The organism is Paenibacillus radicis (ex Xue et al. 2023), assembly GCF_024722015.1.
GTDB lineage: Bacteria > Bacillota > Bacilli > Paenibacillales > NBRC-103111 > Paenibacillus_S.
Genome location: NZ_JANQBD010000007.1, coordinates 14,487 through 29,221 on the forward strand (window position 1 = coordinate 14,487; position 14,735 = coordinate 29,221).

A 14,735-nucleotide genomic window follows, 5' to 3' on the forward strand; every position below is an offset into this window, starting at 1 on the left:
TTTTTCCAATCGCAATTGAAGCATCGCTATCCCTTTAAAGACCCCACCATAACCCCTTTTACAAAATATTTCTGGATAAACGGATAGATGGCCAATATTGGAAAGATCGTAATGATAATGACAGCATATTTGATGTTCTCTGCAGAGACCAGTACAGTCAATTCCGAGCCACTGGCAGCCATGCTCTGATTGCCCATCTGTCCTGCTACGACAATTTTGCGCATAATGATTTGTACCGGAAACAGCTTTTGATCATTCAGATAGATCATCGCCGGGAAGAAGCTATTCCAATGCCACACCGCATAAAACATCGTCATGGTAGCCAATACAGGCATCGAGAGCGGCAATACGATACGCAGGAAAATGTGCACATCATTAGCTCCATCGATGAAAGCGGATTCATGAAGCTCATTAGGAATTCCTGAGAAAAAGGTGCGCATCATGATCATATACCATACATTAATCGCCGGAGGCAGCAGGATTGCCCACATCGAATCGAGCAAGCCCAAATTGTTTACAACCAAATAGTTCGGGATAATGCCGCCGTGAAAGAACATCGTTAAGATGATTAGAAAGGTAAATACCGATTTCCCATACAGCTTATTTCTGGATAAGGGATACGCGCAAAGTGCTGTCAATCCAACATTAATCAGCGTTCCAAGAAACGTATAGACGAAGGTGTTTCCGTAGGAGCGGATGATCGCAGGATCCTCGAGTACTGTTTTGTAAGCTTCCCAATTGAAACCGGCGGGGAAAAACCTCACATCCCCCCGAGACACCAGCAAACCGTCGCTCACAGATATAATCGCCATGTAATAAATCGGATACAAAGTCACTATTACAAGCACCGATAAGAGCAAATAATTGAACCCGTCAAAAAGCCAAGGGCCGATGCATTTGTTAGTTCTCACAACGCCACTCTCATTTCTACCATAGGCTGGTTTGGCTAACTTTTCTTGCAATGGTATTCGCAGTGACCACAAAGCATAAAACAAGGATCGATTGGAAAAATTCAACCGCTGTAGCAAAGCTGAAATCACTGCCAACAAGGCCCCTGCGGTAAACGAAGGTCGATATAACATCCGCTGTTTCATAAGTTGGCCCTGTGTACAACAACAGAATTTTTTCATAACCGATTGACATGATGTTGCCTAAATTCAGTAAGAACATGATTGTAATTACAGGCGCTATGCCGGGAAGCGTCACATGCAGCATTTGCTTCCAGCGGTTCGCACCGTCCATAGTAGCCGCTTCATACAGCTGCGGATCAATGGATGTAAGTGCGGCCAAATAAATAATAGCGCCCCAACCCACCCCTTGCCATATCTCGGAGCTGACATAGATCGTCCTGAACCATCCGGGCTGCATCAAAAACTGGATCGGCTCATAACCAAGACCGGCAATGATGCGGTTAATTAAGCCTTCATTGGTTAAGAAATTAATAATCATCCCGCAGATAACGACTGTCGATAGAAAATGCGGCAAATAGCTGACCGTCTGTACAAATTTCTTGAACAGCTTGCTTTTCATTTCATTCAATAATAGTGCTAATAGAACAGGAGCAGGAAAAAAGAAAAAGATCAGGTAGACATTCATGAGAACCGTATTTCGCACCAGAGTCCAGAAATAAGGATCCGCTAAAAATTGCTGGAAATATTTGATGCCCGCCCATTCGCTTTTCCAAATGCCTTGAAACACATTGTACTCTTTAAATGCTATTAACAGCCCGAACAATGGACCGTATTTAAAGATCACAAAGTACACCATAGGGAGAATCAACATCAGATAAAGGTATTTGCTCTGCAGTATTAATTTTTTTCTTTCACCCATATAGCCGGTCTGTTTAATACCAAAACCTCCTTTCTCTTAAGCTGTTCTATTTGTATCACGGCACAAGCGCTTAAATAAACGTCCATTCCGCGCTTCGTTTGTTCCATTTTGGGAACGTGCTGCATTTGTTTCAGCTTTCCGCCCCTGTTTCATTCTTCCGCTTCCGGCTTGTAGCCCTTGGTTTTCCTGAATTCATTGGGAGGCAAGCCCTCGAATTTCTTAAACAACCGAATGAAAGTCGTTCTGCTGTAAATTCCCACTTGCTCCGAAATATCACTAATGTTCCGGTCGGTGTTCATCAATATTTCCTTCGCTTTCGTAATTCGGATTAAGCTTATATAGTCGGTCAGATTAATACCTTTCTTTTCTTTAAACACCTTCGATATGTACTTGGAGGAGACACCCATTTGCTCCGCTATTTTTTCCAAATAAAGATCTTGCCCGTAATTCTCCTCAATATAAGTTACAATAGTCGATACCAGCTGATCCGCTTTATAGGAGTAGTTATTTTTCTCTTTGGACATATCCGTCAGCTCCGTAATAAGAAAATCCTGCCGTGTACCCGCATGCTCCAGCGCCGTTGCCGCATCTTGAAAAGACTTTGCAATTCCACTTAAACCCGCGTAGATTTTACCGATACCGATATGAATGCTGCAATACCTGGAATCTTGCCGGAAGGTTTGCACAATGCTCAGCATGGCGCTTTTCAACTCATCTAGCCCTTCGCTCTCATCGATATTGACCACACAAATGAATACATTTTGTTTTGATTCAAGAATATAGGCCGGCACATATTGGGCAATAAAACCCTCAATAATTTTTTTGATTTTATTAATAATAAGCAGCCTTTCCACATCCTGGATCTCTTCATAAAACGCCGGTTTATACGAAAATGTCACTTTGCAGCATACAAAAGAATCCTTCCTGAACTGCAGATCCTCCTTCAAAAGCTTGGATAGCTCCTGTTCATTAACCGGCTTGGTCCCGAGAACTGCGTTAAGCAGCACATAATCGAGATAGTCTGTGGAGAAGATATCCAGCTTCTTTTAAATGTATTGTTTTTTTCTATGATTTGATGAATTCCCATCCCGATCCACTCTAGCTCATTACCCTTCTTTAACGGACGATTTGTGTAATCGCTTTCATATCCATCCTGCATTAAAATATCGCGTATTTTTTGGATCGGGCTGTAAAGATTATAAGCAAAAACAAATGACAATACACAACCTGCGATTAATAAAATGATACATATCGAAGCAACTGTTGCGAAGATTTGCGTGGATTGATCCGTAAACTCGGCATAAGGCGTAACCGCATAATAGGTCCATCCATAGGTACCTGACTTTACATTTGTTAACACATACTTATTGCCGTCAATACGAAGCTCCCCGCTGTTGATCTGCTCCTTTGTAAATCCTTCTATGCTGCTTTTCCAAGGGTCCAGATCTTTAATGCTGGTCCAAATAATATCATTGCTGCTATCGAAAATAAGATAATGAGTGGATGAATAGCCACCGTTGTTCTGGATCGTCTGGGCAATTCTTTCTACAGATACGGTCATTACCATGGCCGCTTGATGACCATTGACCGTTCTGGCAAACACAAATGGGATCGCGGTTTTTTCCATAGAATTAGTGACCGTCACCTTGGAAGGATTCAATTGCTCCAAATATTTATCCGTGCTAATTTTACTTCTCCAAAAGCTTTGATCATAAGCGGCAAACTGATAAATGCTATTAAAGAAATAATTAAAATTTTCCAGCCCATCCTTCGTATAAACCTTCTCATCATCGACAAAAACAAAAATATTATCAATCAACTCACCGATGTTATTGGAAATACGGGCCAGTGTATAAGGAATATTCGGCAAATTTACTTTATCGGCAGGGGCATAGAGTTTGTAAGGGAGTAAATAAGACATCACGTTTTTATCCGAATAAAAGCTGAGGCTGCTCCGTTGTGCCGTCAAAAGATAAACGTCAATAAAATCTGCGGAGGCTTGAAGGTTGAGCTGAATTTTTTGTTTAAAATCATCCTTTGCCTGGTCGTGGAAATGGATATACAAAAACGATCCGATAATAAGAATAGGCAAAAGGAAAGATAAAAAGTAAAGCAAGATACGAAGAAATAATTTATTTTTTATTGGAATATAAGAGCTAATTTGAAATGATTTCATGATTCATGCAGCTCCTCTCGACTGGCTGAAGGTAGTTAGGTAAAGATGCTACAATTAGGCAGCCTAAGTATAAAGTATAGGCTCTCATTTGAATATCACCAAATCGTCGTATTATGCACCGTTTTCACTCATTCAATAAGAAAACCTTGCCGATGGCCAGGTCCTTGGTGTACAATCTACGCTTGTGCGTTGGGAGAGAATTGGGGTATGGAATTTCGGCCGCTGTTGAAGTCGTGTTTCTTTACATAGAATGCTTGCAGCGGTTGGAACATGTGCTTCAAAGGTAGGTTGCGAGCAGTCACCGGAGGTCACGACCAGGGCGGACGCTATCGCTCCTCCAACCCACACCCGTTCCCGCTTTTGTTCTACTTTGTGTTTTGCGTTTCCTTACTTCCCTATGCCACTAAGCCGCTATTCATAACAATGAACACCTTTGCAGAGAGATCACCTGCATACGACCCTATACAACCCGCCAGTACTGCATCCACGGAAGCGAAGGGCAATGCGGAAGTAATTCTTCCTCTATCACCTGGAGAGCCTAAAAAACAGAGCAATAACGGAAGCGCTAGTTCCGTTATTGCTCTGTTTTAGTGCATAAATGTCCAATTCAGCCAGCATAACGGAATTCTCACTTCCGCTATCTCCTTAGATTAGGGCCAACTGATGGAATAACGGAACTCTCCGTTCCGTACAAAATCCTTCAAAGCTCGTTCCTTCAAGGCTCGTTTTCCTCCAAAGCTCGTCGCAGCGCAGCTTCGCTGCTATCCTTATAAAAATCCCCTTTGATCATGGAGTGCGTTAAATATTTATATGTGAAAAAAAAGAAGCACCTGCTAGGCCTTCTCTCCTTGCTATCCTGGATATTAGCCCTCAAGCCCTTTTTTCACCCATCCGGCTACCGTTACCGTCCGCTTGGCCTGATGAATAACCGCTTCCTTCACTTGCTCCCGCATAGAGCCATTTTGTTCAACCGTTACGCTGGTCCCGTATGGGTTCCCCCCAGCCCCGTAGAGAACTGGATCGGTGTACCCGGGTGCTGCAATTATTGCTCCCCAATGATAAAAGGTAGTATTGAGTGCAAGTATGGTTGCTTCTTGACCGCCATGAGGATTGCCGGCACTGGCCATCGAGCTTACCACTTTGTTGGCTAATTTACCTTGGGCCCACAGTCCGCCTGTTATATCAATAAATTGCTTCATCTGCGAAGGCATATTGCCAAAGCGGGTAGGAACGCTGAGAATAATAGCATCCGCCCAATCCAGATCGTCTGGTGAAGCTACCGGTACATCCTTGGTTGCTTCCACATGTGCTTTCCAAGCCGGGTTGCTGTCAATAGCCGCTTGAGGCGCCAGTTCTTGAGCTTTCACCACTTTGACCTCTGCCCCTGCTGCTTTACCGCCTTCTGCAGCCCATTGCGCTAATTGGTAGTTGGTCCCTGTTGAGCTGTAATAAACGATTGCTAATTTGACATTAGACATAGTTAATCTCCTTTAATAGTTAAGATGTTAAGATGTTTGTCCAAGCATCCGAATTATTATTTGATTTAATATAACTATGTATTCATTGCCAGACCTTCCAGCATTGCTAATTACTAATTCAACCGACGTCCGTACCTTTGGTTTCATTGCCGAAGAAAAACACAGCAAGAGCCCCAATAACGATTGCCACGAAAAATATAATAAATATCGAAACTATTGCGGCTTCCCGTGCTACCAGCATCCCTACAAGGTAAGGACCGATAACCCCGCCAAGTCGTCCGAAGGAAGCTGCAAGCCCCACTCCGGTAGAACGTACCGCGGTTGGGTATAACTCTGGTGTATAAGCATATATCGCCCCCCATGCCCCCAGATTAAAAAAGGAAAGGCTAATCCCTGCAGCAATCAGCATTCCTACTGTTTCCGCACTACCGAACCAGATCGCGCTTACCGCTGTCAGTAATAAATACGTGACGAGTACAAATTTGCGCCCGAATTTCTCAATAAAGTAAGCCGCCGTAAAATATCCTGGGAGCTGTGCCAGAGTCATAATAAGTACATATTGAAAGCCTTTGACAAGAGTGAACCCCTTCAGCACCATAACAGTCGGCAGCCACAAGAACATGCCATAGTAGGAGAATACTACGGTGAACCATAGAATCCATAGTGTAATCGTGGATTTGCGATACTTTACAGACCATACGGAGGCTGCACGTTCTCTAAACGTCAGCTTTACATGCGACTGCTCCATATAGCGAGGAGAATCCTTAACGGTTCTCCTAAGGTACAAAGCGTATAGAGCGGGTAAAGCCCCGATAACAAAGGCGGTTCTCCAGCCATATGCAGGAATAACGAAGTAAGCTATCAAGGCCGCAAGAATCCAGCCTGCTGCCCAGAAGCTTTCTAGCAGCACGACAGTACGTCCTCTCTCCTCAATAGGAACTGACTCCGAAACAAGCGTTGAGGCAACCGGCAGCTCGCCACCGAGGCCGAACCCGGTAAAGAAGCGTAGCACACATAATACGCCGAAGCTTGCAGCCAGTGCGGATAGCCCGCTTGAAGCTGAGAAAATAAGAAGGGTCCAGAGCAATACTGACCGTCGTCCGTACCGATCGGCTAACGAGCCCGCAACCACTGCCCCTACAGCCATTCCAACCGAATTAATCGCGGTCAAAAAACCAATCTGTTCTGCCCCTAATTTCCATTCTACAGCTAGCGCTGCAACTATGAATGAGATAATACCCACATCCATGGCATCAAATAGCCAGCTTAGGCCAACACTGACCAGTAGTTTGCGTTTCTTTGGCCCCTCTAATAAAGCTGCATTATTCATATCAGGTCTCACTCCCCGAATATCCGCTGAAAGCAATATTACGACTTTAGAATAGTATGGATGAGCTATCCCCCTATTATCCTATCTTTTCTCGAAAAAGGATTGTTTTAGTCTCCCACCACAGAAAATAAGGAGCATCCGGCCTCATAATGCCGCTGCTCCTCTTGGTAATGCAATCGTAGTCGATTATCGAACTGCCCATTCTTCTTTGTTATTCCAATCCTTCGCTTTCCAGCGTAATATCTCCGGGGTACACATATGCATAATTTCCTTCAAGAAGGTCAGCATCTCCACATCCGACATAGGCTTGAAGTTTCGGGCTACGGCCAAATTTTTCTCCAGCTCTTCCATGGATGAAATGCCAATTATGGATGTGGATACAGGCAAGCTGAATGTATATCTAATGGATTGCTCATACCAGTCAGCGAGCCGACCTAGTCCCAGCAGCTTCATACCGACAACGGCTACTCCCTTTTCATTGGCCTTGGGTAGAAATTCATGTGCAAAGCTGTATATGAAATGATCTGCCGCGGACAAGGCTACAAGTGCACTGTCGAATGGGAATCGATTAATCGCTTCCAATTGAACCTGCGGGTTAGTGTGGCCGCTAATACTTAAATACTTAATAATTCCCTGCTCTTTAGCTTCAATAAGTGCTTTGAGCGCCCCGTCTTCAGCAAATATTCGATCCAGCTCATCCATTGTACCTACCGCGTGAAGTCTCCATTCCTCTACGTGGTCTGTTTTAAGTCTTTTAAGACTCTCTTCGAGCTTTCTCCAAGAGCCGTCTCTGGTGCGCTCACCGGTTTTTGTAGCAATCCATACTTGATCACGACGGTCACCTAATGCCTTGCCGAGACGTTCCTCCGATTGACCTTTGGAATAAGTAGGTGCAGTGTCAAAATAAGTAATACCTTCATCAATAGCGCGGTTAACAATTTGTATGGCCTCGTCCTCTGTACAGTTATGCTCATCGACAATTCGTTGAGCGCCGAAGCTTAAAATAGGGAATTCATAACCGGTTTTACCAAATTGACGTTTTTCCATAATACTTGAATCCCTCCTACGTATTGATTAACGGATTTACAAAATGTGTGCTGTCGATTGAAGTTAATTATTATTATAACCTATATAGAGTGGAATATTAAGCCAATCCTCTCCAATCATATCAAAAAAAAAGCCGCAGCTCCTAATCGTTAGGCAAGCTGCAGCTTATTGTATTTACGTCCAAACTTCTGAGAGCCATACTTGTGAAATAAGGTTTCAACCATGGCAATCTCTGAGACAGTCAAATTCATCACTCTAAAATAGGCCTTAGTTTTTTCATTATTCGTAAATTGCTCCCAAGTTAGCTTATTACCAATTTTAACAGCATGATCATGCGATAGCGCAATCCACTTCTTGATACCGCCTGTACATATTTTAAATTCATTTGGTGCAAAATACTGTTCCGATGCTACGACTTCCGGCTTCAATTTTAAAAGCTGTGCAGCGTTTAAGGCATCGTCAAGTGCAGAATGATGTTGTCCGATTGGTATCAGCTCGTGGGCTTCCAAAGCTTGCTGTAAACCCCCGTCAAAAAATTGTGTCAGATCAATCAACTGGCCAAGCCATTCATTATTAACTTTATTTACTTTGCAATCTACGAATAGATTAAAGAAATCGCTGCCGCCCCAAGCAAACATCTTATAATCTTCACCACAAAACGTTATAAAACGGCTAATCACTTCCTGATACGATGGACTCGCATGCAAAGTCTCTTTCTCAATGCCGCAAAATTTCAAAGCAAACCGGTTCAACTCAAAATTTGGATTCACATAGCTTTGGAATGTGTCTACAATATTTAAATGACGGTCCAGCTTTACTGCACCTATTTCAATAATTTCCATTGGATAAATATCATAATGCTTTCTTCCATTAAACTCTAGATCTATTACTATATAGCTCATAACTATCAACCTCCACTACTACAACAATACCATGTACAGCAGGAATTTCAATAGAGCTTTTCGTTACCAGTCCAATCAGAACCAAATATTTACTATAAAAAACCCTTGTCCCGCCTGCTTAGCAAGCCTCGACAAGGGTTCTAATAGATTTAGGAAAATTATGAAATTAACGAATTCGGAAAGTATGGATTTCAAACGGCCGTGTTTGAAAGCGAATTTGATTCATGCTTGCATCTTCACTTTCGATTAATACACATCTGTTTCCCTTGGTCTCATATTCTAGTAAATCTGTTTTAAGAACCTCATTGGCTTGTACTGCAATACCAACTGTAACCTCGCGGCTCTGCCCTAACCAATCACGAAGGCGTAGAATATATCCGTCTCCATCCTCAGCAGGCTTTAAGCATGTTACTGCCATACCTTCCAATCCATTAGGCAAAAAATCGGTAAATGCGGTTTGCGAATGTTCCTCGCTAACAGGTACGCCAGAAACAGGCGTCATTGCTTCTTGGGCTTGCTTCCAAACGGAGCCCTCAACCCAGTCCCCTTTATGCGGGATAAGCCTGTATCGATAACTCAAGCTGCCGCCAACCCATTGCGGGAAATTGGTTCCCCACCAATTATTGAATAGATTGAAGTTGATCTCGGGCTTCTCGGGCTTGTAATCATGCTCATAATCCCACATCCCGTTCCGTCCAATGAAAAATAAAGGTGAATCGAGCGGTACAATTGCCATTCCCACGGTTCCGTCCGACACATCCACAAAGTTTTCACAGCATTGCAGCAATGTGCTGGACGAACGTACAATATCCGTGCAGGGATCTATAACACTGCCCATTTTGTTAATTCGGTAGCTTGGATTATCCAGCTTAAATGGAAACAGGATATGACCGGATTCAGCCATAGGCGTTTCTTCTTTGCCGGTCAGCTTCCACTCCATATCAATATTAGGTGAATCCTCTGTTAGGGTGATGCTCCATACCGTCTCGTTGGCATTGCCATACTCCTTAACGGATGATGGAACGCTTGAAGCTTTACATACCAATCGTACGTAATCCGATTCTTCAATAAGACGTATCTCACTTAGCTCAGTTGTAAATGATAACCGCTTTTGCTGCTCAGGATAATCCGTTTTACCAAAGTCATGAACTCCCCAATCATGAAACCGGTATGCATATTTCTTAATATACCGGGTAATTTCTTCACTGGAATAAATATTGTATTCATACTGCCCGAAGCCAAAGGAGGACGTTTCTTCTACCCATTCCTTCTGCTGCTTCTTGTCATATAAGCTGGTGATCCATCCGGTCTGACAGTCTACCTGCACCCTGACAAATGCATTTTCTATTACAGCCTCCTGATGGTTAATGAACCCCTTTAGCAGGTTTGATCGCGTATCAACGGCTGCAGCAACCTCAACCGCCGAACCTTTGAACGCTGCTTGAAGCTCTGCTTGCCTGATACAAGCAATCGTTTTATAACCCAGAGCTGGCAGCTGCTTCACTTCTAAGATAATACCGTTGCTGGCATGGCTCCAAACAAGCTTCTCACCGCTGATGCAGTCGATAAAGATTTCATCTTCTTCTGGGCTTTCCAGGTTCTCCAGTAGAACTAGCGCATCGCGTGACCAGCCCAAATAATTGTATACCCGATACGTTTTTTTATCGCTGGCTTCTCTCACAATATTACTGCCGCTGCCGCTAAGCATTTCGACCGCAGCATCAAGCGCAGCTTCCGCTTTATTCAAATAATCGATCTGCTCCTGCCAGGAGTGCTCCATCTTGAGGTACCGTTCACTGCTCTTATCCTTGAGGAACGACTTCTTATCATAAGTTCTGGGGAATAAGAAGCTCTTGCAATCCATCCCCCACGTATGCTCACCGAACAAGAGAGAATGCTCGTAGCTCTCGTCTATTTTGCCCTTGATCTGCTGTGAATGGCCTGCAGCTCCGCCAACATCGCTTGTCTCGCCGCTAAGCATACTGAGCGCCAGCGCGCTTTCAGCAGCCGCGATGCGGCTTCTCAGCTCCCGCACGCGGGAAACCTCACGCGGCGCCGAGCCAACGCCGTGAATCCACGCATCCGCTAAATCCCCGCGGATTACAGGCAGATCCGGATTTCTTGACAAGAAATCCGCGGCGAAATCGGTCAAGCTGCCGATATACAGCTCAGCTTGCAGCCCGCTTTCGGCAATCGAAGCTTTCATATCTTCGATTACCGATGCTTCATGCGGCCCATGATTGTCGCTTGTATGAATCAAAGCGAGCCATATCGGATGCGTCCACTCCTCGGGAGGCAATATGCCGGTACCATAACCGCCTTTGGAATAAAAGGTGAGCAGCCTCTCCCCATCCGGGCCTTCCCAGAAAAATACCGGCGGTACATCGGGAGGCGTTGAGAACCCGTTGCAGCCCAGATGCAAGATGTTTACGCCCGCTTTTTTCAATAAGGAAGGGACGATCCAGGTATGTCCTGGAACATCAGTCATTTTTGCATCCATAGGTCGGTATCCAAACTTCTCGCTTAAGCCGCGAGAAACATACATTCCCCGAATCCACTCTTCAAGGCCGCAAAATTCGGTATGGGTCGTATAGGGAAGCATATGCCATATTAATTGACCACTTTCCAGAAACTTCAAAGCGCTGGCCTTATCCTGCTCATCGCTTCCCTGCAAGGATTGCAGCAAAGGCCATGCCGACATTGTCCACACATACTTTTCATTCGGTTCGTTATCTTTCGTTTTATCGCAAATTGCAATGACATCTTTCAACATCTCGGTTTTGTATTTGTGAACTACATCCGATACCAAACCCGTGAAACCGATATCAAAATGTGTTTTAAAAACCACATATATTTTTTCCAAACGATCGTTCATGGGCTCTGTCTCCTTTTCTCTGCTTAGCACCGAACCAGTCTGTCTTCTTGTCGGTCTAATTGTCGGCATATGCCTGCTGCTTGAAGACATCATCATTAATCTGAATGAATGTCACAATCGGGTAATGATCAGAAGGGTACCCTCCATTGATCTCTCTGCGGTCAACCTGTGTTTCCATAACTTCCATTTCGGGTGATACAAAAATATAGTCAATCGGCTCTCCCTCATCACCGCCCTTAAATTCGTGAGCGGTTAGTCCAATAGTACCCGGTAGTGCTGCATAAGCATCCTTTAGCCAAGTTTGGCGGCCTTGATAGTCCGTTTCCCCCCGCAAAAAGCGGATTGGAAAATGATCGGGATGACTGTTCATGTCTCCTGTCAGAATAAGCGGTAAACCAAACTCAGTTCTATGTGAGCGGATAGTATCCCAGATGAGTACGGAACCCCGATCTCTGGCTGTCTGGCCAAAGTGGTCCAAGTGCGTATTATAAACGAGAAACTCCCTGCCGCTCTCATGATGCTTAAAGTGCACCCAGGTGCATATTCTCGGCAGCATACTGTCCCAGCTCTTGGAGCCTACTTCATAGGGCGTTTCCGACAGCCAAAACTGCCCATGATGCCGTACGGTAAGCTCTGCTTTTTTATAAAAAACAGCACAATGTTCATTCTCATGCTCCCCCAGCCGCCCATTGCCTACCCATGCGTAATCCTCTAACCGCTCGTTAAGTCCGGTCAGCATGATGTGGTAGCCTTCCTGAGTACCGATGATAAGCGGATTATGATCTTTAATGATGCTTGCAACACGATCGACTCGGTTAGGCCAAATATTATCTCCGTCATTCGGCGTATTGTATCGTAAATTAAAAGACATGACCGTTATATTCAACTAAATCACCTCAAGAAGTTAGTCTATTAATCAAAATAAATGGGATTCGTTAATGCAGCCATCAATAAAGAGTCGGTCTCTTTAAAATGCCTCCACACCTCTGCCCGCACAAATGTCACATGATCCGCCTCAAACCTAAGCTCGACCATTCCATTTTCACCATCGGGGGCTATCACTTCCTGCTCAACCCCTCTGCTGCTGATCAGCTTTACTTTGTCCCCTGCCTTCAGATTCTCTGCCTGCAACCGGATCGTTCTACTGCGCTCAGACTCCGGTACAACCTCACCGATCTTATAGCTCCCGCATTCCAGCTCTACAAACGGACCCTCAGGGGAATAGCTTATCAATACATGTCCCTTATCAACACCATTCAGAATCCCTTCTACGGTCTTGGATGACGCAAATACCCATGTGCAAGGCATCGCATGTTTCACAAATGGATCAGGCCTATGCACATCGCTGCCTCCTATCGCGGTCAATCGCCTTCCGGAGACGAGCTGCTGCTGCCACCAGTTTAAGGTATGCTCATTACGCATAGTCCAAGGGCCGTTCCAAACCTCAACCCAATCATGGTCCACCTGAAAATCCCATTCCCATGGACAATAATCGCAATGCGGATGATTCAACACAATCTTGGCTCCACGTTCTCTGGCTACGCCTAATCTATCATTAACATCAGCTTGATTGGAAACGCGAAAATCATCAAGAGGATCTGTAACCCCAAGAAAGTTGCTGTGGCCAAAGTTCGTTGTAAACTCATAGCCTGGAATCATAACCACACTTGTGTCACGCGGGTAAGATAGATTTTGGCTGGATGTATTGTGATCGGTCATTGCAATGAAATCGCAGCCAAGCTGCTCCATGATTCCCGCATTTTCCTCCAATGTATATGACCCGTCGCTATTAATGCTATGTGTGTGTAAATCGCCTTTGAGCCAACGCTGCGTTGCATAGGTGAATTCAATCGTTACTTTAACTGTGCAGCCATCCTGAGGTATTTTATAAGCATTATGCAGTACAGCCCAGCTGCCGGCACTTAATGGACCGGGTAAGTATCCTGGCGTTGCCTTTTCCAGTCCCAAGTTAAAATAAGTGCGTGCGCCACCGCTCCAGCCCCTGACTCTATGAGAATCGCGAATTCCCAGATCGATAACGGCGCCCGAGCCCTCCTTGGCTTCCACTATGTAGCCAACCCGAATTTCTTCTACATCGCTCGGCATGTCAAAAGGAAGCTCTACATAAGTGCCCTGCTGAGCATGTTCTATAAAAAGCGAGAAAATAGATATAGTACGTTTCGGCTCAACCTTTTTCATATATGGTTCTCTCCTTATAAGCAATAATGACCCTTACTCCTTATTAGCTCCTATCATAATCCCTTTGACGAAATACTTCTGAACGTAAGGATAAATAATAATGAGCGGAACTAGGGCAATAACAATGCCTGCCATACGTACATTTGTGGTGATGATAAAGTTACTGGAGGTAGCATCCGTATCGATAATAAGCGATTTCAAAGCAATTTGTAACGTATATTTGGCATGGTCACTAATGTACAGCAGCGCTGGGGTAAATTGATTCCAACGGCTTACAAATTCAAATAAGGTGACTGTCGCCAGACCTGCCTTTGCTAGCGGCAAATACATGGTAGCGAATATCCGCATATCTCCAGCCCCGTCCATTCGCGCCGATTCCGACATTTCAATAGGAACTGTAGCAAAAAAGTTGCGCATTAATAACACACTGAAGCCCGAGACGAGACCTGAAATAATGAGCGCTGACAATGTATTTAATAAGCCAAGCTCTTTGTTCACCACATAGAGCGGGATCATTATCGCTTCTCCCGGAACCATCATTGTAATCAATATAAGCGATACCATCAGCTTTTTACCTGGAAGCAGCGGTTGAACCAGCACATATCCCGCCATTGCACACAGCAGCACATGACCAAATGTACCAATTGCGGTAACAATGACATTATTGGTAAAAGGTAAATACAGCTGCATCCGGTTCCATACGGTACTGAACCCCTCTATGCTCAATTCCTTCGGCCATAAAACAATGCCTGGCTGCATGGAAGCAAAATTCGTGGAAAAGGCTAACGCAAATGTATTCATAAAGGGAATAATCATGGTTGAAACCAGCAGGAGCAGGAATAATATATTGAAAACGTCGAATACGCGGCTCGACAAACTTGTATACTGATTATTCATC

General features: G+C 44.4%; 12 protein-coding genes. All 12 read right to left on the reverse strand.

What is annotated here, in order from left to right; translation table 11 throughout:
• Positions 1–26 precede the first annotated feature (26 nt).
• The 12 genes from NV381_RS10795 to NV381_RS10850 all read right to left on the reverse strand — a co-directional run bounded on the left by NV381_RS10795 (position 27) and on the right by NV381_RS10850 (position 14,734).
• Complete coding sequence (locus NV381_RS10795; protein ID WP_258213293.1) at positions 27–911, reverse strand: carbohydrate ABC transporter permease; 885 nt, start codon at positions 909–911, stop codon at positions 27–29.
• Between the two features lie 16 nt (positions 912–927).
• The gene (locus NV381_RS10800; RefSeq protein WP_258213294.1) at positions 928–1,830 is read right to left on the reverse strand and encodes an ABC transporter permease; all 903 of its coding nucleotides are present in this window, start codon (positions 1,828–1,830) and stop codon (positions 928–930) included.
• A gap of 149 nt (positions 1,831–1,979) precedes the next feature.
• Positions 1,980–2,777, reverse strand: coding sequence for a helix-turn-helix domain-containing protein (locus NV381_RS10805; RefSeq protein ID WP_258213295.1), 798 nt, complete (start codon positions 2,775–2,777; stop codon positions 1,980–1,982).
• Complete coding sequence (locus NV381_RS10810; RefSeq protein WP_258213296.1) at positions 2,774–4,006, reverse strand: cache domain-containing protein; 1,233 nt, start codon at positions 4,004–4,006, stop codon at positions 2,774–2,776. The genes NV381_RS10805 and NV381_RS10810 overlap by 4 nt, the downstream gene beginning before the upstream one ends.
• An 863-nt stretch (positions 4,007–4,869) precedes the next feature.
• A complete protein-coding gene (gene wrbA, locus NV381_RS10815) occupies positions 4,870–5,484 on the reverse strand; it encodes an NAD(P)H:quinone oxidoreductase (RefSeq protein WP_258213297.1) in 615 nt (204 codons plus the stop codon).
• Between the two features lie 118 nt (positions 5,485–5,602).
• Positions 5,603–6,814: an MFS transporter gene (locus NV381_RS10820; protein WP_258213298.1), complete on the reverse strand. Its 1,212-nt coding sequence runs from the start codon at positions 6,812–6,814 to the stop codon at positions 5,603–5,605.
• Positions 6,815–7,000: 186 nt separating this feature from the next.
• On the reverse strand, positions 7,001–7,861 hold the full coding sequence (locus NV381_RS10825; RefSeq protein WP_258213299.1) for an aldo/keto reductase: 861 nt from the start codon (positions 7,859–7,861) through the stop codon (positions 7,001–7,003).
• A 149-nt stretch (positions 7,862–8,010) separates the two neighbouring features.
• On the reverse strand, positions 8,011–8,763 hold the full coding sequence (locus NV381_RS10830; RefSeq protein ID WP_258213300.1) for a 3'-5' exonuclease: 753 nt from the start codon (positions 8,761–8,763) through the stop codon (positions 8,011–8,013).
• A gap of 166 nt (positions 8,764–8,929) precedes the next feature.
• Positions 8,930–11,638: a DUF5054 domain-containing protein gene (locus NV381_RS10835; RefSeq protein WP_258213301.1), complete on the reverse strand. Its 2,709-nt coding sequence runs from the start codon at positions 11,636–11,638 to the stop codon at positions 8,930–8,932.
• Between the two features lie 55 nt (positions 11,639–11,693).
• Positions 11,694–12,524, reverse strand: coding sequence for an endonuclease/exonuclease/phosphatase family protein (locus NV381_RS10840; protein WP_258213302.1), 831 nt, complete (start codon positions 12,522–12,524; stop codon positions 11,694–11,696).
• 26 nt (positions 12,525–12,550) lie between these two features.
• Positions 12,551–13,837, reverse strand: coding sequence for a CehA/McbA family metallohydrolase (locus NV381_RS10845; protein ID WP_258213303.1), 1,287 nt, complete (start codon positions 13,835–13,837; stop codon positions 12,551–12,553).
• A 33-nt stretch (positions 13,838–13,870) separates the two neighbouring features.
• Positions 13,871–14,734, reverse strand: coding sequence for a carbohydrate ABC transporter permease (locus NV381_RS10850; RefSeq protein WP_258213304.1), 864 nt, complete (start codon positions 14,732–14,734; stop codon positions 13,871–13,873).
• Position 14,735 lies beyond the last annotated feature (1 nt).

Coding starts and splice junctions, on each gene's coding strand:
- NV381_RS10800 (WP_258213294.1), bottom strand. CDS start 1,830: ATGGGTGAAAGAAAAAAATTAATACTGCAGAGCAAATACCTTTATCTG.
- NV381_RS10810 (WP_258213296.1), bottom strand. CDS start 4,006: ATGAAATCATTTCAAATTAGCTCTTATATTCCAATAAAAAATAAATTA.
- wrbA (WP_258213297.1), bottom strand. CDS start 5,484: ATGTCTAATGTCAAATTAGCAATCGTTTATTACAGCTCAACAGGGACC.
- NV381_RS10820 (WP_258213298.1), bottom strand. CDS start 6,814: ATGAATAATGCAGCTTTATTAGAGGGGCCAAAGAAACGCAAACTACTG.
- NV381_RS10825 (WP_258213299.1), bottom strand. CDS start 7,861: ATGGAAAAACGTCAATTTGGTAAAACCGGTTATGAATTCCCTATTTTA.
- NV381_RS10830 (WP_258213300.1), bottom strand. CDS start 8,763: ATGAGCTATATAGTAATAGATCTAGAGTTTAATGGAAGAAAGCATTAT.
- NV381_RS10835 (WP_258213301.1), bottom strand. CDS start 11,638: ATGAACGATCGTTTGGAAAAAATATATGTGGTTTTTAAAACACATTTT.
- NV381_RS10845 (WP_258213303.1), bottom strand. CDS start 13,837: ATGAAAAAGGTTGAGCCGAAACGTACTATATCTATTTTCTCGCTTTTT.
- NV381_RS10850 (WP_258213304.1), bottom strand. CDS start 14,734: ATGAATAATCAGTATACAAGTTTGTCGAGCCGCGTATTCGACGTTTTC.